The following is a 21,371-nucleotide window of genomic DNA, read 5'->3' on the forward strand; positions in this document are numbered from 1 at the left end:
CCGATGTCCGTCCTGTCCACCGGTACCGGCGCCCTGATTGCCTTCCAGCGCGCCCTGGCCACCGTCAGCCACAACGTGGCCAACGTCAACACCGAGGGCTACAGCCGGCAAAGGGTCGAGTTCGCCACCCGCAGCCCGACCGACTACGGCTACGGCTACGTCGGCAACGGGGTCAAGATCGCCGACATCCAGCGCATCGCCGACCAGCTGGCGACCTCGCGCCTGCTCGACAGCGGCGGCGAGCTGGCCCGGCTGCAGCAGCTGTCCAGCCTGTCCAACCGGGTCGATGCGCTGTTCTCGGACACCGCCACCAACGTCTCCGGGCTGTGGTCGAACTTCTTCGATTCGGTCAGCGCCCTGTCCTCCAACGCCGCCGGCACCGCCGAGCGCGAGGACCTGCTGGCGATGGGCAATTCGCTGGTCACCCGCTTCCGCCAGCTCGACGGCCAGCTGCAGTCGCTGGACTCGGAGGTCAACAACGGCCTGATCGCCGGCGCCCAGGAGATCAACCGGCTCTCGGCCGAGATCGCCAAGATCAACGCCACCATCGGCGGCAACGCCTCGGCCGCCTCGGCCGACCTGCTCGACCGCCGCGACCAGCTGATCAGCGAGCTGGTGGGCTACACCGGCGGCACCGCGGTGGCCCAGGACGCGGGCATGGTCAACGTGTTCACCGCCGGCGGCCAGCCCCTGGTGGTCGGCAACCAGGCCTCGACCGTGACCACCGTGGCCGATCCCTACCGGCCCGAACGCCTGCAGCTGGCGATCAGCGCCCAGGGCACTACCATCGCCCTGGACCAGCGCGCCCTGGGCGGGCAGATGGGCGGGCTGCTGGAGTTCCGCGCCAGCGTGCTGGACCCGGCCCAGGCCGAGCTGGGCCGGATCGCCGTGTCCATGGCCTCCACCTTCAACGAGGGCCACCAGGCGGGCATGGACCTGTACGGGGACATGGGCGGGGACTTCTTCAGCCTCACCGCGCCCAGGGTCAACGGGCACAGCGCCAACCCCAGCGGCGCCAGCCTGACCGCCACGGTGGCCGACGCCAGCGCCCTGACCGGGCAGAACCTGGTCCTGCGCTTCGACGGCAGCGCCTGGACCGCCACCCGCGCCGACACCGGGGTGGCGGTGACCGTGGGTGGCAGCGGCACCGCGCTCGATCCGCTGACCGTGGGCGGGATCGAACTGGTGGTCTCCACCGCGCCGCCGCCGGCCGCCGGCGACCGCTTCCTGCTGCAGCCCACCGCCGGTGCGGCCAGCGGCCTGGGCGTGGCAGTCAGCGACCCGTCCAGGATCGCCGCCGCCACCCCGGTCACCGGTCAGGCCGACCTGGACAACATCGGCACCGGCAAGCTGTCCGGGCTGAAGGTGGCCGACGCCGGCGACACCAACCTGCTCAACGACGCGGTGATCGAATTCATCGACGCCGGCCAGTACACCATCGACGGCACCGGCCCGTATGCGTTCGTCCCCGGCCAGACCATCAGCGCCAACGGCTGGAGCCTGACCCTGGACGGCGCCCCGGCCGCGGGCGACCAGTTCCGGGTCGGCCGCACCAGCGCCCGCTCCGGCGACAACGGCAACGCCGCCCTGCTGGCCAACCTGGACGACGCCCGGGTGCTCAACGGCGGCACCGTCAGCCTCAACGGCGCCCTCGGCGGCCTGACCACGATGGTCGGCTCGGCCGCGCGCCAGGCCCAGTACTCGGCCGACGCCCAGCAGGTGATCCACGACGAGGCCCAGGCCGCGCGCGACTCGGTGTCCGGGGTCAACCTCGACGAGGAGGCGGCCAACATGCTCAGGCTGCAGCAGGCCTACCAGGCGGCGGCGCAGATCATCTCCACCGCCGACACCATGTTCCAGTCCATCCTCAACGCGGTGCGCTGATGACCGACCGTATCTCCACCGGGATGATGTTCAGCCAGTCGCTGGCCAGCATGATGACCCGGCAGAAGCAGCTCAACACCCTGCAGCAGCAGCTGGCCACCGGGCAGAAGCTGGTCAGCGCCAAGGACGACCCGGTCGCCGCCGGCACCGCCGTCGGCCTGGACCGGACCCTGGCCGAGCTGGAGCGCTTCGGCAAGAACGCCAACACCGTGGCCAACCGCCTGGGCCTGCAGGAGAACGTGCTGGCCCAGGCCGGCGACAGCATGGCCCGGGTCAACGAGCTGGCGATCCAGGCCAACAACGGCAGCCTGACCACCGACGACCGCAAATCCATCTCCGCCGAGCTGCAGTCGATCTACAAGAACCTGCTCAGCATGGCCAACAGCACCGACGGCGCCGGGCGCTACCTGTTCGGCGGCAGCGCCGACGACTCGGCGCCCTTCAGCAAGACCGCCGCCGGGATCGTCTACAACGGCGACCAGACCCAGCGGCGGGTGGAGATTGCGCCGGAGACCTTCGTCAACGATGCCACGCCCGGCAGCGAGATCTTCATGCGCGTGCGCACCGGCGACGGCACGGTCGAAGCGTCCGCCGGCGCCGGCAACGGCGGCACCGGCGTGCTGACCGACTTCGGCCGCAGCACCGGCGGCGGCTGGAACGGCGAGAGCTACAGCATCGTGTTCACCGCCGCCGATGGCTACGACGTCCTCGATGCCGGCGGCACCCCCATCGCCAGCGGCACCTGGGCCAGCGGCGAGGAGATCAGCTACGGCGGCCTGCGCCTGCAGATCGAGGGCGAGCCGGCGATCGGCGACAGCTTCGCCATCGGCCCGGCCCCGGCGCGCGACGTGTTCGCCACCCTGGAGAACCTGATCGGCGCGCTGGAGACCGACGCGGTCACCACCACCGAGAAGGCCGCCCAGCAGAACGTCCTGCAGGCGGCGATGCGCGACGTCGCCCGGGCCTCGGAAAAGATGATCGACGCGCGCGCGGCCGGCGGCGCCCAGCTGGCGGCGATCGACGACGCGGCCGGCGTGCGCGAGGCCAACGGCGTGACCATCAAGACCACCCTGTCGGAACTGCGCGACCTGGACTACGCCGAGGCCATCACCCGCTACCAGCTGGAAAGCACCGCCCTGCAGACCGCGCAGACGGTGTTCACCCGGATGCAGGGCATGTCGCTGTTCGACCTGCTGCGCTGATCACGACGCCGGCGTTGCCGGCGCTCCCGTTCCCACTTCCGCAAGGCGGCACCCAGGTGCCGCCTTTTTCGTGGCCGCCGAACGGAAGGCCAAGGCGTCGACACATGGATCCGGCTTTCCGTGGGCCGCCAGCCAAGCCTGGAGCGCTTTGGGGTGTGGCCTGCTGACGGGAAGCCCAATTTTTCTCCCGCCCCTAAATTCCGGCCACCCGGTGCCGTTATCTGGTCACGGCGGGAGACCGCCACCGTGGCGCAGAGGCACAGGCCAGCGGGAAAAACCCCGGAAAAGCACAAATTTCCGGAGACCCGCTAAAGGTTCTTGACAAAGCGCCGTTACCTACACCAGCAGCGGCATCGGTCATTGATGGCCCCCCTGCGGAGGCTCCGGCCAAGGCATCACATCCTTCCGCCGGGATAAATCGCTAAGAGGAGATATCAAGATGTCCCAAGTCATCAACACCAATGCGATGTCGCTGAACGCGCAGCGCAACCTGAACACCAACAGCGCCAGCCTGGCCACCACCATCCAGCGCCTGTCGTCGGGCCTGCGCATCAACAGCGCCAAGGACGACGCCGCCGGCCTGGCGATCTCCGAGCGCTTCACCACCCAGATCCGTGGCCTGGACGTGGCCGCCCGCAATGCCAACGACGGCATCTCGCTGGCCCAGACCGCCGAAGGCGCGATGGTCGAGATCGGCAACAACCTGCAGCGCATCCGCGAGCTGTCGGTGCAGTCGTCCAACGCCACCAACTCCGATTCCGACCGCGAGGCGCTGAACGCCGAAGTCACCCAGCTGCTGAAGGAAATCGACCGCGTCGCCAACCAGACCAACTTCAACGGCACCAAGCTGCTGGACGGCAGCTTCAGCGGCGCCCTGTTCCAGGTCGGCGCCAACGCCGGCCAGACCATCGGCATCAACAGCATCGTCGACGCCAACACCGACAAGCTGGGCACCATGAACTTCGCCACGGACGCTGCGGTGGGTGCGGTGGCCTCCGGCGCGGCCACCGCCGCCGGCAAGGTCTCGGGCATCACCGTCAGCGTCACCAGCACCGCTGCCGGCGCCACGGCCCAGACCATCAACATCGACGACGTCAAGTACGAAAGCGGTGACACCGCCGTCGACATCAACAAGAAGATCGCCTCGGCCATCAACGACAAGATGGACCAGACCGGCGTGTATGCCAAGGTCGACGACAGCACCGGCGCGATCACCCTGCAGGCGATCAAGGCCGACCAGTTCACCTCCGGCTTCACCGCCGGCACGGCGACCGCCAGCACCGGCGTGAGCACCAGCGCCGCCGGCTTCACGGCCCAGGCCGCGGCCGCGGTGAGCAGCCAGTCCAAGACCGGCACCCTGGACATCTCCACCTTCGTCGGTGCGCAGAAGGCCCTGGAAGTGGTCGACAAGGCCCTGACCAGCGTCAACTCGGCCCGCGCCGACATGGGTGCGGTGCAGAACCGCTTCACCTCGACCATCGCCAACCTGGCCACCACCTCCGAGAACCTGTCGGCCTCGCGCAGCCGCATCCGCGACACCGACTACGCCAAGGAGACCGCCGAGCTGACCCGGACCCAGATCCTGCAGCAGGCCGGTACCGCGATGCTGGCCCAGGCCAACGCTTCGACCCAGAACGTGCTCAGCCTGCTGGGCTGATCCGGGACGCAAGCCGCAACACGGGGACGAGGGCCCCTCCCGGCGACGGGAGGGGCCTTTCGTCGTTTGCGGGCCTTCTGGAACGGGATTTGCATCCTGCGGGGGATCGCGCGGGCTCAAGTCGCCCGCGCGGCGGCCGCTATCGACTCCGGGTGCCACCGGAGATCGCGGCGCACCCGACGTGAACGGAGGAACCGATGGCGACAATCAGCTTCAGTGGCCTGGGTACCGGCCTGGACATCAACTCCCTGGTCAGCCAGCTGGTCGAAGCCGAGCGCACCCCGGTCGAGAACCGGATCAACTCGGCCGCCTCCAAGATCAATTCGCAGCTGTCGGCCCTGGGGACGGTGAAGAGTGCGCTGGCCAACGTCCAGTCGGCCTTCCAGAAGCTGCAGACCAGCACCACCACCGCCAGCTACAAGACCACGGTCCAGACCGATGCCGGCTTCACCGCCAGCGCCACCGGCACGGCCTCGGCCGGCAGTTACCAGGTGGAGGTGGTTTCCCTGGCGACGACCCACAAGCTCTCCTCCTCGGCCTTCGCCAAGGACGCGGCCGTGGGCGAAGGCACCCTGCACCTGACCGCCGGCGAAAGCAGCTACGACGTGGAGATCGCCGAAGGCGCCACCCTGGCCGACATCGCCAAGGCGATCAATACCGCCTCCGGCGGCAAGGGCGTGACCGCCAGCGTGGTCAACGCCGACGACGGCCAGCACCTGGTGCTCAACGCCACCGGCTCCGGCAGCGCGGGCGCCCTGTCCGTGACCACCAGCGGCGGTGACGGCGGCCTGTCGGCGCTGGTCTACGACCCCTCCGGCACCAGCACCCTGCAGGAGACGGTGGCCGCGGCCGACGCCCAGGTCAAGGTGGACGGCTTCCTGCGCACGGCCAAGAGCAACACCGTCAGCGACCTGGTTCCCGGCCTGGTCCTGAACCTGACCAAGGCCAAGCCGGGCGAGACCTTCTCTTTGCAGGTGGCCACCGACAACAGCGGCCTGAAGAGCAACCTGCAGTCGCTGGTGTCGATGTACAACACCGCCAACACCGTGCTGCGCTCGGTCAGCTCCTACAACGCCGACACCCAGACCGCCTCTGCCCTGACCGGCGACTCGATGGTCCGCAACCTGCAGCAGCAGCTGCGCAGCATGGTCGGCGGCAACAGCTACGAGCTCAAGGCGCTGGGCATCAGCATCGCCACCGACGGCACCCTGTCGCTGGACTCGACCAAGCTGGACAGCGCGCTGGCCGCCGACCCGGACAGCGTGAACAAGCTGTTCGGCAAGGACGGCAAGCTCGGGTCGAAGATGGGGACGATGCTGACCGGAATGCTCGATTCCAGCACCGGCAGCCTGACCCTGCGGACCAAGAGCCTGAATTCGCAGATCGAGGACCTGTCCGACCAGGTCGACGCGCTGGACAAGCGCATGGAGGCGGTGGAGGCGCGCTATCTGGCCCAGTTCACCGCCATGGATACCCTGGTGGCGCAGATGAACAGCACCAGCTCCTACCTGACCCAGCAGCTGTCGGCGCTGTCCAGCAGTAAGTCATAAAGGATGGCCACGGCCCGCCGATAACACAGCCGTAGCCATTCCGCGCGCATCCGCCCCTTCGCGCACGCAAGAATCAGGAGAACGCCATGCTTGGGTCCAGCCGCCGATACGCCGAGCAGTACCGCAAACTCGAGGTATCCGGCAGCGTCACCGATGCCGACCCGCACAAGCTGGTGGCCCTGCTGCTCAACGGTGCCTGCGAGCGCATCCGGCGGGCCAAGGCCCACCTGGAACAGGGCGACCTGGCCAGCAAGGGCAAGGCCATCGGCGAGGCCTGCGCGATCGTCGGCCACCTCAACGGCTCGCTCGACCACGAGGCCGGCGGCGAGCTGGCTGGCAACCTGTCTTCGCTGTACGACTACGTGGTCCAGCGCCTGACCGAGGCCAACCTGCACAACGACCACGGTGCCCTGGACGAGGCCCTGGACCTGCTCGGCGAGATCAACGCGGCCTGGAACGCGATCCCTTTGGAGCAGCGCCGTCACGCCCCGGCGCTGGAGGCCGCGCCGTGAGCGCGGCCACGCTCGACGCCCTGCACCAGGACCTGGCCAGCCTGCGCCAGGCGCTGGACGAGGAGGATTTCGGCCAGGCCGGCGACGTGCTGGCCCGCCACGACCGGCGCCTGCGCGAGTACATCGACACCGTCGGCCTGCAGGCGCCGCTGGATGCGCTGCGCGACCTGCTGCAGCTGCAGCACCGGCTGCAGGGCGACATGCTCGCCGCGCGCGACGCGGCGGCCGCCGGGCTGCGCGGCCTGCGCCAGTCCGGCCAGGCCAGCCGCAGCTACCGCGAGCTGGCGCCATGACCGGCGGCTGGCCCCAGGCGGCGCACGCTGCCGAGGCCGGCCTGTTCGGCGACACCCTGAGCTGCGAGGCGATCCTGCCCGCGGCGTTCCAGCCCGGCGGCGGCCATGGCCGCCTGCCCCAGGCCGAGGCCCTGCTGCGCGGCCTGGCCCAGGTCGAGGACCTGCGCACCGAGGACAGCGGCGAGGAGAAACGCGGCGAGCTGCCCCTGCTGGCGCAGAGGATGGATGCCAAGCTCGACCTGATGCTGGTGATGATCGGCCGACTGGTGCGGCAGTCGGCGCAGGCGCTGCCGGCGCGGCCGTTGCGCTGGTCGGCGCGCGGGCTGCGCCTGCTGCTGGACCCGGGCATTCCGGCGCCCGCGGTCGACACCCCGGGCGTGCTGCGCCTGCAGCCTTCCGACTGGCTGCCCGACGACCTTGAGCTTCCGGCGCTGGTGACCGCCAGCGCGGGCGATCCGGCCGGCCTGTGGCTGTGGCTGCGCTTCCCCGCCCTGCCGGCCGGCCTGGAAGAAGCCATGGACCGGCACCTGTTCCGCATGCACCGGCGCCAGGTCGCCGACGCCCGCCGCCGGTAGGGGACATACGCGCGAGTATCGCCATCCCGCTTTCCCGCCGCCGCCGCGATCGGCTAAGGTGGCCTCCGGCATCCGGGGAACGACTGCCCATCCGTGCGAGTCCTGATCGTTGACGACCACACCTTGGTCCGTGCCGGCCTGAGCCGCCTGCTGCAGACCTTCACGGGCGTGGACGTGGTCGCCGAAGCCAGCAACGCCGACCAGGCCATCGACCTGGCCGCGATCCACCGCCCCGACCTGGTCCTGCTGGACCTGTCGCTGCCCGGCCGCACCGGCCTGGAGGCGCTGAGCGGGATCCTCGAGCGCGCGCCCGGCACCCGGGTGGTGATGATGTCCATGCACGACGATCCCCTGCACGTGCGCGACGCGCTGGACCGCGGCGCGGCCGGCTTCGTGGTCAAGGACGCCGCGCCGCTGGAACTGGAACTGGCCCTGCGCGCGGCCGCCGGCGGCGAGGTGTTCCTGAGCCCGCGGATCTCCTCGCGGATGATCGCGCCCCTGCTCGGCCGCAACCGCAGCGAGAAGCCGGAGGGCGTGGCCGCCCTGCCGCCGCGCCAGCGCGAGATCCTGGCCCGGATCGGCCAGGGCCTGAGCAGCAAGGAGATCGCCGCCGAGCTCGGGATCAGCGTGAAGACGGTGGAGACCCACCGCGCGCGGATGATGGAGGCGCTGGGCTGCCGCCGTGCCAGCGAGCTGGTCCTGCTGGCGGTCAAGCACCAGCGCGAGCTGGGCTGAGGGCCCAGCCCGTCTTCCGCCAACGATCCGGCATCAGGTCGCCGCCGGGCCACCGGCGGTTTTCCGCCGCCTGATGCGCTCGCGCCGGGGAATCGTTGCCCTGTAGGGAAAACCCCTACACCGTGTCGGGAAATGACTGGCCGACATCAGGTTGGCCCCGATTCAGTTTCCGACGTCACGACGGCACGATGCACTCCATCGGCGTCGGAGGTCCGGCGCAGCACCGAGGAATGCAAGATGAAGGCCACCACCACCGTCCAGCTCGGCCAGCAGCTGCACCTGACGCCGCAGCTGCTGCAGTCGATCCGCCTGCTCCAGCTCGATGCCCAGCAGCTGCAGCTGGAGGTGTCCCGGGTGCTGGAGCAGAACCCGATGCTGGAACTGGACGAGGACGCCGCCCCGGCCACCGCCGACGGCGAGGCGATCGACCCGGCCGGCGAAGCTGCGCTGGACAAGGTCTCGCTCGAGACCGCCGCCTTCGACGAACTGCCCGAGTCCTCGATGTGGGACGTGGCCGGCGCCAGCTGGAGCGGCGAAGGCGAGGACCGCATGGCCCGGATCGCCGAGCCCGGCTCCAGCGATCCTTGCGTGCGGGTGCTGCAGCGCCTGGCCCTGGAGCTGGACCCGAAGTCGCTGGAGATCGCCGGCTTCTGGCTGGAGCACTGCGACGACGCCGGTTACCTGGACGACGCCCACGACGCCCTGTTGCTGCGCGCGGTGGCGCGCTTCGACCTGGCCGCGGCCAAGATCGAGGCGATCCGCCAGCGCCTGCTGCACGGCGAGCCGGCCGGCCTGGCCGCGCGCGACCTGGGCGAATGCCTGCAGGCGCAGCTGGCCGCCCTGCCCTCGCCCTGCGCCGGCCGCCCGCTGGCCGCCCGCATCCTCGACACCTGCCTGGCCGAGCTGGCCGCCCACGACCACGCCGCGATCGCCCGCAAACTGCAGATCGAGCCGGCCGACGTGGACGAGGCCGTGCGCCTGGTCCTGTCCCTGCAGCCGCGCCCGGCCCAGGCCGAGGCCGACCCGGCCGAGGCCGGCTATGTCGTCCCCGACGTGGTGGTGTGGAAGGGCGACGGCCAGTGGCGGGTGGCGCTGAACCCGGCCACGGCGCCGAAGCTGAACATCAACGCCGGCTACGAGCGCGCCCTGGCCCAGGCCGGCGACGGCGAAGGCGCCGGCCGCCTGCGCGAGCTGCTGCAGGAAGCGCGCTGGCTGACCCGCGGCCTGTCCATGCGCTACGACACCCTGCTGCGCACCGCCCGGGTGATCGTCGAGCACCAGGCCGCGTTCCTGGAGCGCGGCGAGGAGGCCATGGCCCCGCTGACCCTGAAGGAAGTGGCCGACGCCATCGGCATGCACGAGTCCACCGTCTCCCGGATCACCAGCGGCAAGTACATCCAGACCCCGCGCGGGACCCTGGAGCTGAAGCAGTTCTTCGCCGTGCGCCTGGAAGGCGCCGCGGTCTCCGGCGCCGCGGTCAAGGCCATGGTCCGGCGCCTGATCGAATCGGAGCCGGCCGCCCGGCCGCTGGCCGACGACGCCATCGCCGCCCTGCTGGCCCGCCAGGGCGTGAACATCGCGCGCCGCACCGTGGCCAAGTATCGTGAGCAGCTGTCCATCGCCCCGGCCCGCGAGCGCCGCCGGGGCGCCGCCGCCCACACCCCCGCGCTGGCCCGCGCGGGCTGACCAGGAACATCGCAATGCGCAACCTCCGCGTACTGCTGGTTGACGACCACGACGGCTTCATCAACGCCGCCATGCGCCATTTCCGCAAGGTCGAATGGCTGGAGGTCGCCGGCACCGCCGGCAACGGCCTGGAGGCGATCGAGCGTTCCGAGGCCCTGCGCCCGGATGCGGTGCTGATGGACCTGGCCATGCCGGAGATGGGCGGGCTGCAGGCCACCCGCCTGATCAAGGCCCAGGACGACCCGCCCTACATCGTCATCGCCAGCCACTTCGACGACGCCGAGCACCGCGAGCACGCCATGCGCGCCGGCGCCGACAACTTCGTCAGCAAGCTGTCCTACCTGCAGGAAGTGATGCCGATCTTGGAGCGGCTGTCGCAAGAGGAAGCCTCATGAGCGAATCGCGCATCCTGGTGATCGACAGCCAGGCCGAACGCGCCGAGCGCCTGTGCGGACTGCTGGAGTTCATGGACCTCAACCCGCGCTGGGCGGCCTCCCCCGGCGACGTGGCCACCGCCCGCCAGCGCCCGACCGACTGGATGGCGCTGGTGGTCGGCGAGCTGGACGACGCGGCCGCGGCCGGCGAGTTCTTCGCCTGGCTGGGCGAGGCGCCCCTGCCGCCGCCGGTGCTGCTGCTGCAGGGCGACACCGCCGCCTTCGCCCGCGCCCACGGCCTGCACGAGGCCGGCGTCTGGCCGCTGGAGTCGCCGATCCGCCACGCCCAGCTGGAGGCCTGCCTGCGCCGGGCCAGCCTCAAGCGCCTGGACGCCGAGCAGCAGGCCGGCGCCGCCGCGCCCGACACCGGCCCGACCGGCTCCAGCGTGGCGGTGCAAAGGTTGCGGCGGATGATCGGCCAGGTCGCCCCGTTCGACACCACCGTGCTGGTGCTGGGCGAATCGGGCACCGGCAAGGAAGTGGCCGCCCGCGCCGTGCACCAGCAGTCCGCGCGCCGCGACGGCCCGTTCGTGGCGATCAACTGCGGCGCGATCCCGCCCGACCTGCTGGAGAGCGAACTGTTCGGTCACGAGAAAGGTGCTTTCACGGGCGCCCTGACCGCGCGCAAGGGCCGCTTCGAGATGGCCGAGGGCGGCACCCTCCTGCTGGACGAGATCGGCGACATGAGCATGCCGATGCAGGTCAAGCTGCTGCGGGTGCTGCAGGAGCGCAGCTTCGAGCGGGTGGGCGGCAACCAGACCATCAAGTGCAACGTGCGGGTGATCGCCGCCACCCACCGCAACCTCGAGGACCGGATCACCGACGGCCAGTTCCGCGAGGACCTGTTCTATCGCCTGAACGTGTTCCCGATCGAGATGCCGCCGCTGCGCGAGCGCCGCGAGGACCTGCCGGCCCTGGTCGAGACCATCGCCGGCCAGCTGGCGCGCACCGGCCGCGGCGAGGTCCGCTTCGCCGACAACGCCCTGGCCGCCCTGGCCGGCTACGCCTGGCCGGGCAACGTGCGCGAGCTGACCAACCTGGTCGAGCGCCTGGCCGTGCTCAACCCCGGCGGCCTGGTCCGGCTGGAGGACCTGCCGGCCCGCTACCGCGCCCACATCCCGGCCGGTACCGAGCCGGTGCTGCCGCAGGCGACCGCACGCACGGCTGACCCCGCCGCATCGGCCACCCCGGCCCAGGCCGCGGCCGCGCCGGCCGAGGCGGACCCCCTGCCCGCCCGCCTGCCCGAGGACGGCCTGGACCTGCGCGAGCACATGGCCCGGATCGAGCTGCAGCTGATCCGCGAGGCCCTGGACCGCACCCAGGGCGTGGTCGCCCACGCCGCCCAGCTGCTGGGCCTGCGCCGCACCACCCTGGTGGAGAAGCTGCGCAAGTACGGGATCGACAAGGAACAGGCGGAGCTGTCGGGCTGAAGGCACCCGTTGCGGGGGCCAGGCCGATCTTCCACGGCGTTACCATGTAAGGCTTCGGCGGGTCCGGCGCCGGCACGGCCCTTGCTTGCCTCGGATATCCCGGTTCACCACCGTCAGCACGGAACACGGAAACGGAATGAAGGCAGTCATCCTCGCAGGCGGATTGGGCACGCGGATCAGCGAGGAATCGCACCTTCGCCCCAAGCCGATGATCGAGATCGGTGGCAAACCCATCATCTGGCACATCATGAAGATCTACACCCATTTCGGGATTACCGACTTCGTGGTGTGCCTGGGCTACAAGGGTTATGTCATCAAGGAGTATTTCGCCAACTACTTCCTGCACATGTCCGACGTCACCTTCGACATGGCCGAGAACCGGATGCACATCCACAACCGGCACGCCGAACCCTGGCGGGTGACCCTGGTCGATACCGGCGACAGCACCGCCACCGGCGGCCGGCTCAAGCGGGCGCGCGATTACCTCGACGACGGCACCTTCTGCCTGACCTACGGCGATGGCGTGGCCAACGTGGATGTCGCCGGCCTGGTCGAATTCCACCGCCGCCACGGCCGGCTCGCCACCGTGACGGCGGTTCAGCCACCCGGCCGGTACGGCGCCCTGGACGTCGACGGCGACGAGCGTGTGCGGGGTTTCATGGAAAAGCCGCTGGGAGACGGTGGCTGGATCAACGGCGGGTTCTTCGTCCTGGAGCCGGGCGTGTTCGACTACATCCAAGGCGACGCCACGCCATGGGAGCACGAACCGATGCGCCGCCTGGCGCGGGAAGGACAGTTGATGTCGTTCCTTCACCGTGGCTTCTGGCAGCCGATGGATACCCTGCGCGACCGCAGCCTGCTGGAGGAACGGTGGACTACCGGCAAGGCGGAGTGGCGGCTGTGGGACTGAAGCCTGGGTTCTGGCACGGCCGCCGGGTACTGGTCACGGGCCATACCGGCTTCAAGGGAGGCTGGCTGTCGCTCTGGCTGCAGGCGCTGGGGGCCCGGGTGCATGGCTATGCCCTGCCGGCCACGTCCGCGCCTTCGTTGTGGCGCGTGGCCGGGCTCGATGCCGCTGTCCCGGGCGAGTTGGGCGACCTGCGCGACCGCGTGCGCCTGGAGGCGGCCATCGCCGGCTTCCGGCCGGAGATCGTGCTGCATCTGGCCGCCCAGTCCCTGGTGCGCGAGTCCTACCGCGATCCGGCCTCGACCTACGAGGTCAACGTGGGGGGCACGGTGAACCTGCTCGAAGGCGTACGCCGCTGCGACAGCGTGCGGGCCGTGGTGGTGGTGAGCAGCGACAAGTGCTACGAGAACCGCGAGTGGGCCTGGCCGTACCGGGAGCAGGACGCGCTGGGCGGGCACGATCCCTACAGCAGCAGCAAGGCCTGCGTCGAACTGCTGTGCGCATCCTGGCGGGCGTCCTTCCTTGCCGAACACGGCGTTGGCCTGGCCACGGCACGGGCAGGCAACGTGATCGGCGGCGGCGACTGGTCCCCGGAACGCCTCGTGCCCGACGTCCTGCACAGCTGGCAGGCAGGGCAGCCGGTGATCCTGCGCAATCCCGGCGCCACCCGGCCATGGCAGCACGTGCTGGAGCCGCTGCATGGCTATCTCCTGCTGGCGCAAGCGCTGGTGGAAGGGACGCCCGAGGCGGCCTGCGCGTGGAACTTCGGCCCGGACAGCGCCGATGTCACCACGGTCGCCACCGTGGTCGCGAAGCTTGCGAGCCGTTGGCCTGGCGATGGCGCACGCTGGGACGTGGACGCCGCACCGGCGCCGCACGAGGCACGGTTGCTGGCGCTCGATTCCGCGCGCGCGCGCGCGCAGCTGCGCTGGTCGCCGCGCTGGTCGCTGGACCAGGCGATCGCACACACCATGGCCTGGTACCTGGCCTGGCGGGAAGGCAAGGACATGCTGGCCTTCACCAGCGCACAGATCGCGGCCTACCAGGAGGCTGCATGAGCCCGGCGGAAGATACGTCCCTGCGTGCGCAGATCGCCGCGCTGGTCGCGCGCCATGCCGAATCCGAACTGGCGCCGGCGGCCTTCGTCCCCGGGCAGTCCCCGGTGCCGCCGTCCGGCAAGGTGATCGGTGCGGCCGAGTTGCAGGCAATGACGGAGGCGGTGCTCGACGGATGGCTCACCACCGGCCGGTTCAACGCGGCTTTCGAAAAGCGGCTGTCGCGCTATCTCGGCGTCCGCAACGTCCTGACCACCAATTCCGGATCCTCGGCCAACCTGCTGGCGTTCTCGGCATTGACCTCGCCGCTGCTGGGCGACCGCGCGATCGCCAAGGGCGACGAGGTGATCGCGGTGGCGGCCGGCTTCCCGACCACGGTCAACCCGATTCTGCAGTTCGGCGCGGTACCCGTGTTCGTGGACGTCGAGCTGGGCACCTACAACATCGATCCGGCGCTGATCGAGGCGGCCATCGGCCCCCGTACGCGCGCGGTGATGCTGGCCCATACCCTGGGCAATCCGTTCGACCTGAAGGCCATCCGGGAGCTGTGCGACCGCCACGGCCTGTGGCTGGTGGAGGACTGCTGCGACGCCTTGGGCTCGACCTACGAGGGGCGCATGGTCGGCACCTTCGGCGACATCGGCACCCTGAGCTTCTATCCCGCCCACCACATCACCATGGGCGAAGGCGGCGCGGTGTTCACCGGCTCGCCGCGACTCAAGCGCATCATCGAGTCGTTCCGCGACTGGGGCCGCGACTGCTACTGCGCGCCGGGCACCGACAACACCTGCGGCCAGCGCTTCTGCTGGCAGCTGGGCCAGCTCCCGCACGGTTACGACCACAAGTACACCTACTCGCACCTGGGCTACAACCTCAAGATCACCGACATGCAGGCCGCCTGCGCTCTGGCGCAGATGGACCGGCTGGACGGCTTCGTCGCGGCCCGCAAGCGCAACTTCGCCTGGCTGAGCCGGCGCCTGGCCGGCTGCGAGGACCGGCTGGTGCTGCCGCGGGCCACGCCTGGCAGCGATCCGTCGTGGTTCGGCTACCCGATCACCCTGCGCGACGGCTGCGGAGTGCTGCGCGAGGATCTGCTGCGCCATCTCGACCAGCACAAGGTCGGCACGCGCCTGCTGTTCGCCGGCAATCTGATCCGGCAGCCGTACATGCAAGGCCAGCATTACCGCGTATCGGGGGAACTGGCCGTCACCGACAAGGTGATGAACGACACCTTCTGGATCGGCTTGTGGCCCGGGCTGTGCGAAGCCCAGCTCGAGTACGCAGCCAGCCAGATCGAACACGTGCTTGGAAGGAGGACGCCGCGATGAACGAAACAACAGCCGGACGTGGGCCGGGGGCGCTCTTCGACCGCCCGCTCTTCGTACTGGAGATGGCCAACAACCACATGGGCGACCTGGCGCACGGGATCGAGGTCGTGCGTGCCTTTGCGCAGGTATGCAGGCCGTTTCCATTCCGTTTCGCCTTCAAGCTCCAGTACCGCGACCTCGACACGTTCATCCACCCCTCGATGCAGGGGCGCGACGATGTCAAGTACATCAAGCGCTTCAACGAGACACGCCTGAGCCGGGCGCAGTTCGACGCCCTGGTGGCGGAAATCCGGGCCAACGGCTTCCTGTGCATGTCCACGCCGTTCGATGAAGCCTCGGTCGAACTGATCGAGGACCAGCAGCTGGACGCAATCAAGATCGCAAGCTGCTCGATGGGCGATTGGCCGTTGCTGGAGCGGGTGGCCCGGACCGCGCTGCCACTCGTGGTTTCCACGGCAGGATCCAGCGTGGAGGAGATCGACCGCCTCGTGAGCTTCCTGTCACACCGCCAGAAGGACTTCGCCATCCTGCATTGCGTGGGCGAGTACCCGACTCCGGAAGCGAACATGCACCTGTCGCAGATCGACTTCCTGCGCCGGCGCTACCCGGGCGTGCGGGTGGGCTTCTCCACCCACGAGGATCCGGACAACACCGTCAATGTCGGCCTTGCCCTGGCCAAGGGCGCTCGCATTTTCGAGAAGCATGTGGGCCTGCCCACGGACCGCTATCCGCTCAACGCCTACTCGGCCGACCCCGATCAGGTCCGCAAATGGCTGGAAGCCGCCCGGCAGGCACTGCTCCTGTGCGGCGAGGGAGAGCAGCGCCTGCCCGTCAATCCCACCGAACGCGCCAGCCTGCGGTCGCTGCAGCGCGGCGTTTTCGCGCGCCGGCCGATCGCCGCCGGCCAGACCATCGGCAGTGAAGACGTCTACTTCGCCTTCCCGCCCGAGGACGGCCAGTTCAGTGCCAGCGACTGGTCCAAGTATGCGACCTTCACCGCTGGCACCGATATCCCGGCGGATGAGGCGATAGCACCCGCCAATGCCCTGCGCCAGGACGTGCGCGCCAAGGTATGGGAGATCGTCCAGCGGGTCCGCGCCCAGCTCCAGGGCAGCCACGTCGTCGTCCCGGGGCGGGTCGTACTGGAGGTCTCGCACCATTACGGGCTCGAACGTTTCGAGGAGTTCGGCCTGACCATGTTGACCGTGGTCAACCGCAGCTACTGCAAGAAGCTGCTGATGCTGTTCCCCGGCCAGCGCCATCCCGAGCAATACCATCTGAAGAAGGAGGAGACCTTCCACGTCCTGCATGGCCAGCTGACCCTGCAGCTGGACGGGGTGGAGCGCACCTGCATGCCGGGCGACGTCGTCACCATAGAACCTGGCACGCGGCATGCATTCCACAGTGCCGGTGGCGCGATCATCGAGGAGCTGTCCTCCACCCACCTGGCCAACGACTCGTTCTATACCGACGAGGCGATCAACGCCAACCGCAATCGCAAGACCCTGCTCAGCTACTGGATGGATTGACGTGCCTATGGCGTACCGCGTTGCCGACTACATCGCCGACTTCATCGCCGGGCTGGGCGTAGGCCATGTCTTCCTCCTACCGGGTGGAGGGGCGATGCACCTCAACGATGCCGTGGGCAAGCATCCGCATCTGGAGGTGGTGGCCTGCCACCACGAGCAGGCCGCCGCGATCGCCGCCGAAGCCTACAGCCGCATCAGCGGAAGCATCGGCGTTGCCATGGTCACCACTGGGCCGGGCGCGACCAACGCGATCACCGCGGTGGCCGGCGCCTGGATCGAGTCGGTGCCTTTGCTGGTGGTGTCCGGGCAGGTCAAGCGCACCGACCTGCTGCGCGGTGCGCCGCTGCGGCAGAAGGGCGTGCAGGAGGTGGACATCGTCAGTGTGGTCGAGCCGATCACCAAGTACGCAGTGACCATCCAGCAGCCCGAGGACATACGCCGCGAACTGGAGCGGGCCGTGTTCGTAGCCCGCGACGGGCGCGCCGGGCCGGTCTGGATCGACGTGCCCCTGGACGTGCAAGGCGCGCCGATCGACCCGGAAACCCTGCAGGGCTGGCAACGCGACGTCGAGCCACCCGCCCCGCCCGACCCAGGCCTGGTGGCCCAGGTAGTGGGCCTGCTGGAACAGGCCCGGCGTCCGCTGATCCTCGCCGGCCATGGCGTACGCCTGTCCGGCGCCGCGCAGGCTTTCGCCAGCCTGGTGGAACACCTCGGCGTGCCGGTGGTCAGCACCTGGAATGCCCTGGACCTGCTTCCCTACGATCACCCGCTGTTCGTGGGACGGCCCGGGGTGGTCGCGCCGCGCGCGCCCAACTTCGCCATCCAGAACGCCGACCTGCTGATCTCGATCGGCAGCCGCCTGGACAACATCATCACCGCGTACGCCCCGCGCGATTTCGCCCGCAATGCGCGCAAGGTCGTGGTGGACGTGGATGCCAACGAGATCGCCAAGCTCGACATGGAGATCGATGTGGCCATCACCAGCGACGCGGCCGCCTTCATCGCCGCCCTGGCCGCCACCGCCGGCGAGGCGGACTTCCGTCGACCGCTGTGGCTGGAGCGCTGCAGCGACTGGAAGGCGCGTTACGGCGTCGACGAGGGCAGGAGTTTCCCGGCCACGGGCGCGATCAGCCACTTTCATTTCGTCGAGGCGCTTTCCGCCGCCGTCCCGGCCGGAAGCCTGGTCTCGACGGGCAGTTCCGGACTCGCCGTGGAAGTGTTCTACACGGTGTTCCGCAACCGCCCCGGCCAGCGCGTATTCCTCACGTCGGGGTTGGGCGCGATGGGCTACGGCCTGCCGGCCGCCATCGGCGCGTGCTTCGCCAACGGCCGCAAGCCGATGACGGCGGTGGAGAGCGACGGAAGCCTGCAGCTGAACCTGCAGGAGCTGGCGACCCTGCGCGGCTTCGACCTGCCGATCTGCCTGGTGGTCATGAACAACGGGGGTTATGCCTCCATCCGCAACACCCAGCGCAACTACTTCGAGGGCCGCTACGTGGGCACCGGGCCCGAGGCGGGCCTGTGGATGCCAGAGCTCGAGGAACTGGCCCGTGCCTACCGCCTTCCGTTCAAGCGGATCGACGATGCCTCCGGCCTTGCTGCCGGCCTGGCCGAGGCACTTTCCACCCCGGGGCCTTCACTGGTCGAAGTGGTGCTGATGCGCGACGAGGCGCTCGCGCCCAAGGTCGCCGCCGTGCCGCAGGCCGACGGCTCCATGGCCTCCATGCCGTTGGAGGACATGAGCCCGCTGCTTCCGCTGGAGGTGCTGGAAGCGGAGATGGAGGGGTGCTTGTCCCCGCAGTCCCGCAAGGTGCGGCAGCGGACTTCGTAATGACGACCCACGTCCTGTTCGATTTCGACGGCACCCTGGTCGATTCGGCCCCGGGCATCCTCACCTGCTTCGAGCAGGCACTGAGCGCCCATGGCCTGCCGGCCTGCCGCCCGATCGACGCGAGCCTGATCGGCCCGCCGTTGCGGCAGACGCTGGAAGCGGTGAGCGGGTGCCAGGATCCGCAGTTGATCGATGCGCTGGCCGCCAGCTTCCGTGAGCTCTACGATTCACGCGTCTGCCTGCAGACGCCCGCCTATGACGGGTGCCAGCACATGCTGCATGCCCTCAAGGCACGCGGGCTGCGCATGGCCATCGCCACCAACAAGCGCCTGGCGCCGACCCGCGGCATCATCGCCGCACTGGGCTGGCAGGACCTGTTCGTCGAAGTCATGGCCAGCGACTCCCATCCGGGTCGCTACGCCCACAAGGCGGGCATGATAGGAGCCTTGCTGTCCGATCTGGGCATCGAGGCAAGCGCTGCGATCTACGTCGGCGACACGCCCGCCGATGGCTGCGCAGCCGCGGCCAACGGGGTGGAGTTCTGGCCCGTGGACTGGGGCTACGGACGGTTCGAACTGCCCGAACGGCCGCTGGCGACGCCGCGGCACTTGCTGGAAAGGCTGGCGAGCGCATGAGCGTCCAGCCCGCCGCGACCGCTGCCTGTCCCTGCTGCGGTACGCAGACGGATCTGGTTCCCGGTCCGTCCTACACGCCCTGCACCTGCTGCGGACATCGCTGGCGATCGCCTCAGGCCGCCACGCTCCCGGGCTACTACCAGAACCTCGTCGCCCGCAACGATCCGCAGGCTCCCTGGTTCCGGCGGAAGATCGTCGACCGTCTCCAGGCGCTGTCCTCCCTGCTGGAACACGGCGGCGTGGCGCGCGTGCTGGAAGTCGGCTGCGCCGAGGGCGACCTGGGTGCGGCGGTGAAGGCGCGTTTCGCGCTTGAGTACGAAGGCGTGGAGCTTTCGCGCGACCGCGAACTGGCCGGGCACAAGCTGGATCGCGTGTTCCCGACTCCGGCTGGCCAGATCGAGGCAGCGCCCTACCAGCTGATCGCCTCCTTCCACGTGCTGGAACATATCGCGCAGCCGGCGCAGGAGCTCGCTGCCTGGTCGAGGCTGCTGGCGGCGGACGGACGGATCCTGGTCGAGGTTCCCAACCGGTCCGGCCACCCGCTGCTGGTCGACGACCAGAACCCCGAGCACCTGCACCAGTTCAGCACGGCATCGCTGACCGCCCTGCTGGCGCGCTGCGGCTTCGATTGCCAGGCCCTTTCCACCGGCCACTACGAATCCCCGGTCTACCCCGATTCGATCCGGGTGCTCGCGCAGCGGCGGCTCGCGGCCGACGACCAGCGCAGCCAGCTGCTGGCCCGCTTTCGCGACGGGTTCGGCGGGCCGTTCGTCGTCTACGGCATCGGCGGCGACTTCCTCAATTACATCGCGCCCCTGGCAGAGGCCTTGCAGATCCAGGCACTGCTGGATTCCTCGCCCGGCAAATGGGGGCAGTGCATCGCTAGACACGTGGTTCGCGCCTACGACCCGGAGCTGGACGGCCAGCTGCCGGTCCTCGTCTGCTCCATCCGCTTCGGTGCGCAGATCAGGCAGCACCTGCTCGAGCTGGGCATAGGCAGCGAACGCATCGTCGGCCTGGAGACCCTCTATGAATGCGGCACCTGACCGGGTTCTGGCCGAGGACCTGGATCGGGTTCTCGCAGCGCCCCTGCCCTGGGAAGCACTGGAGGGTCGCCGTGTCCTGGTCACCGGTGCCTCGGGCTTCATCGGCGGGCACCTGGTCGAGGCGCTGGCCTGGCTCAACCGCCGCCGGCCCGCAGCGGGCCTGCGGATCCACGCCATGGCCCGGGACCTGGACAGATTGCGCCAGCGCCTGCCCTGGTTGGACATCCCCGGCGAGGTGACGCCGGAAATCCAGGACGTCACCCACCCCTGCCACCTCGACGCGCCGCCGGACATCATCGTCCACGCAGCCAGTCCCGCCAGCCCCCGGCACTACCTGCAGCGGCCAGTGGATACCATTGTCGCCAATACGGAGGGCACCCGGCACCTGCTCGACCTGGCCCGCCAGGCCGCGGCACGCCTGCTTTTCCTCAGCAGTGGTGCGGTCTACGGCGAGAACGTGCTGCAGACCGAGGCCATCGGCGAGGAAGATTTCGGCGGCGACGATCCGCTGGCGCCCCGCGCGTGCTACAGCCAGAGCAAGCGGCTGGCCGAGAGCCTGTGCGGCGCCTACCACCGCCAGTTCGGCGTGGATGCGCGCATCGCGCGCGTTTCGCACTGCTACGGTCCCGGCATGCGCCTGGACGATGGTCGCGCCATCGCCGACCTGCTTGCCGACGTGCTGACCGACCAGGACATCCGGCTCGATTCCGACGGCGGCGCCTCGCGCCCGTTCTGCTACGTGTCCGACACCGTCCTGGGCCTATTCCATATCCTTCTCCTTGGCCAGGCGGGCCACGCCTACAACGTCGGTGAAACACGGGAAACGACGATCCTGGAGCTGGCGCGCAGGCTGGTCGCGGTCGCCGGCAAGGAGACGCATCTTTCGATCCGGGCCGGGGCGCGCCAGGGTGTTCCGCCCGCGGCCCGCGATTCCGGGCACTTCGACATCGGCAAGATCCGGCGTCTCGGCTGGCTCCCGCGGATGGAGCTGGAGCACGGCCTGGAGCGCACGCTGGCGAGCCTGCGCCTGCAGGCGGCCATCCCGGGGCGTGGCGTGGACGCAGACAGGCAAGGAGGTTGAG

Annotated in this window: 19 protein-coding genes; all 19 read left to right on the forward strand. The window is 69.7% G+C overall.

All coding sequences use genetic code 11. The annotated features are described in order from the left end of the window. Positions 1-3: 3 nt before the first annotated feature. The 19 genes from flgK (at position 4) to CSC62_RS11950 (ending at position 21,370) form a co-directional block, all read left to right on the forward strand. A complete protein-coding gene (gene flgK, locus CSC62_RS11860) occupies positions 4-1,884 on the forward strand; it encodes a flagellar hook-associated protein FlgK (protein ID WP_162406602.1) in 1,881 nt (626 codons plus the stop codon). Then, positions 1,884-3,086 (forward strand): flagellar hook-associated protein FlgL, encoded by a 1,203-nt coding sequence (gene flgL / locus CSC62_RS11865; protein WP_162406604.1) that lies wholly within the window; start codon positions 1,884-1,886, stop codon positions 3,084-3,086. The genes flgK and flgL overlap by 1 nt, the downstream gene beginning before the upstream one ends. A 439-nt stretch (positions 3,087-3,525) precedes the next feature. Continuing rightward, positions 3,526-4,743, forward strand: coding sequence for a flagellin (locus CSC62_RS11870; protein WP_162406606.1), 1,218 nt, complete (start codon positions 3,526-3,528; stop codon positions 4,741-4,743). 197 nt (positions 4,744-4,940) lie between these two features. Beyond that, the gene (fliD, locus tag CSC62_RS11875) at positions 4,941-6,293 is read left to right on the forward strand and encodes a flagellar filament capping protein FliD (RefSeq protein WP_162406608.1); all 1,353 of its coding nucleotides are present in this window, start codon (positions 4,941-4,943) and stop codon (positions 6,291-6,293) included. 86 nt (positions 6,294-6,379) lie between these two features. Beyond that, positions 6,380-6,805 carry a flagellar export chaperone FliS gene (gene fliS / locus CSC62_RS11880; RefSeq protein ID WP_162406610.1) on the forward strand — a complete coding sequence of 142 codons (426 nt, stop codon included), beginning with the start codon at positions 6,380-6,382 and terminating at the stop codon, positions 6,803-6,805. Next, positions 6,802-7,098, forward strand: a complete 297-nt coding sequence (locus tag CSC62_RS11885) for a hypothetical protein (RefSeq protein ID WP_211368988.1) — start codon at positions 6,802-6,804, stop codon at positions 7,096-7,098. Before fliS ends, CSC62_RS11885 begins: the two co-directional genes overlap by 4 nt. After that, a complete protein-coding gene (locus CSC62_RS11890) occupies positions 7,095-7,673 on the forward strand; it encodes a PilZ domain-containing protein (RefSeq protein ID WP_162406612.1) in 579 nt (192 codons plus the stop codon). Before CSC62_RS11885 ends, CSC62_RS11890 begins: the two co-directional genes overlap by 4 nt. A 93-nt stretch (positions 7,674-7,766) precedes the next feature. Further along, the gene (locus CSC62_RS11895) at positions 7,767-8,408 is read left to right on the forward strand and encodes a response regulator (RefSeq protein ID WP_162406614.1); all 642 of its coding nucleotides are present in this window, start codon (positions 7,767-7,769) and stop codon (positions 8,406-8,408) included. 237 nt (positions 8,409-8,645) lie between these two features. Further along, positions 8,646-10,094 carry an RNA polymerase factor sigma-54 gene (gene rpoN / locus CSC62_RS11900; RefSeq protein WP_162406616.1) on the forward strand — a complete coding sequence of 483 codons (1,449 nt, stop codon included), beginning with the start codon at positions 8,646-8,648 and terminating at the stop codon, positions 10,092-10,094. A gap of 14 nt (positions 10,095-10,108) precedes the next feature. After that, entirely contained in the window at positions 10,109-10,489 is a 381-nt protein-coding gene (locus tag CSC62_RS11905; RefSeq protein ID WP_162406618.1) for a response regulator, read from the forward strand. After that, complete coding sequence (locus CSC62_RS11910; RefSeq protein WP_162406620.1) at positions 10,486-11,958, forward strand: sigma-54 dependent transcriptional regulator; 1,473 nt, start codon at positions 10,486-10,488, stop codon at positions 11,956-11,958. The genes CSC62_RS11905 and CSC62_RS11910 overlap by 4 nt, the downstream gene beginning before the upstream one ends. A gap of 136 nt (positions 11,959-12,094) precedes the next feature. Next, positions 12,095-12,868: a glucose-1-phosphate cytidylyltransferase gene (gene rfbF, locus CSC62_RS11915; protein WP_211368989.1), complete on the forward strand. Its 774-nt coding sequence runs from the start codon at positions 12,095-12,097 to the stop codon at positions 12,866-12,868. After that, the gene (gene rfbG / locus CSC62_RS11920; protein ID WP_211368990.1) at positions 12,859-13,923 is read left to right on the forward strand and encodes a CDP-glucose 4,6-dehydratase; all 1,065 of its coding nucleotides are present in this window, start codon (positions 12,859-12,861) and stop codon (positions 13,921-13,923) included. The genes rfbF and rfbG overlap by 10 nt, the downstream gene beginning before the upstream one ends. After that, complete coding sequence (rfbH, locus tag CSC62_RS11925) at positions 13,920-15,248, forward strand: lipopolysaccharide biosynthesis protein RfbH (RefSeq protein WP_162406624.1); 1,329 nt, start codon at positions 13,920-13,922, stop codon at positions 15,246-15,248. The genes rfbG and rfbH overlap by 4 nt, the downstream gene beginning before the upstream one ends. Then, positions 15,245-16,777: an N-acetylneuraminate synthase family protein gene (locus CSC62_RS11930; protein WP_162406626.1), complete on the forward strand. Its 1,533-nt coding sequence runs from the start codon at positions 15,245-15,247 to the stop codon at positions 16,775-16,777. Before rfbH ends, CSC62_RS11930 begins: the two co-directional genes overlap by 4 nt. A gap of 7 nt (positions 16,778-16,784) precedes the next feature. Then, positions 16,785-18,608 carry a thiamine pyrophosphate-binding protein gene (locus tag CSC62_RS11935; protein WP_162406628.1) on the forward strand — a complete coding sequence of 608 codons (1,824 nt, stop codon included), beginning with the start codon at positions 16,785-16,787 and terminating at the stop codon, positions 18,606-18,608. Beyond that, complete coding sequence (locus CSC62_RS11940) at positions 18,608-19,243, forward strand: HAD family hydrolase (protein WP_162406630.1); 636 nt, start codon at positions 18,608-18,610, stop codon at positions 19,241-19,243. Before CSC62_RS11935 ends, CSC62_RS11940 begins: the two co-directional genes overlap by 1 nt. Further along, entirely contained in the window at positions 19,240-20,289 is a 1,050-nt protein-coding gene (locus tag CSC62_RS11945) for a class I SAM-dependent methyltransferase (protein WP_162406632.1), read from the forward strand. Before CSC62_RS11940 ends, CSC62_RS11945 begins: the two co-directional genes overlap by 4 nt. Further along, a complete protein-coding gene (locus CSC62_RS11950; RefSeq protein WP_162406634.1) occupies positions 20,273-21,370 on the forward strand; it encodes an NAD-dependent epimerase/dehydratase family protein in 1,098 nt (365 codons plus the stop codon). Before CSC62_RS11945 ends, CSC62_RS11950 begins: the two co-directional genes overlap by 17 nt. The last annotated feature ends 1 nt before the right edge of the window (position 21,371 follow it).

The sequence above is a fragment of the Pseudoxanthomonas jiangsuensis genome (genome assembly GCF_010093185.1).
Taxonomy (GTDB): Bacteria; Pseudomonadota; Gammaproteobacteria; order Xanthomonadales; family Xanthomonadaceae; genus Pseudoxanthomonas; species Pseudoxanthomonas jiangsuensis.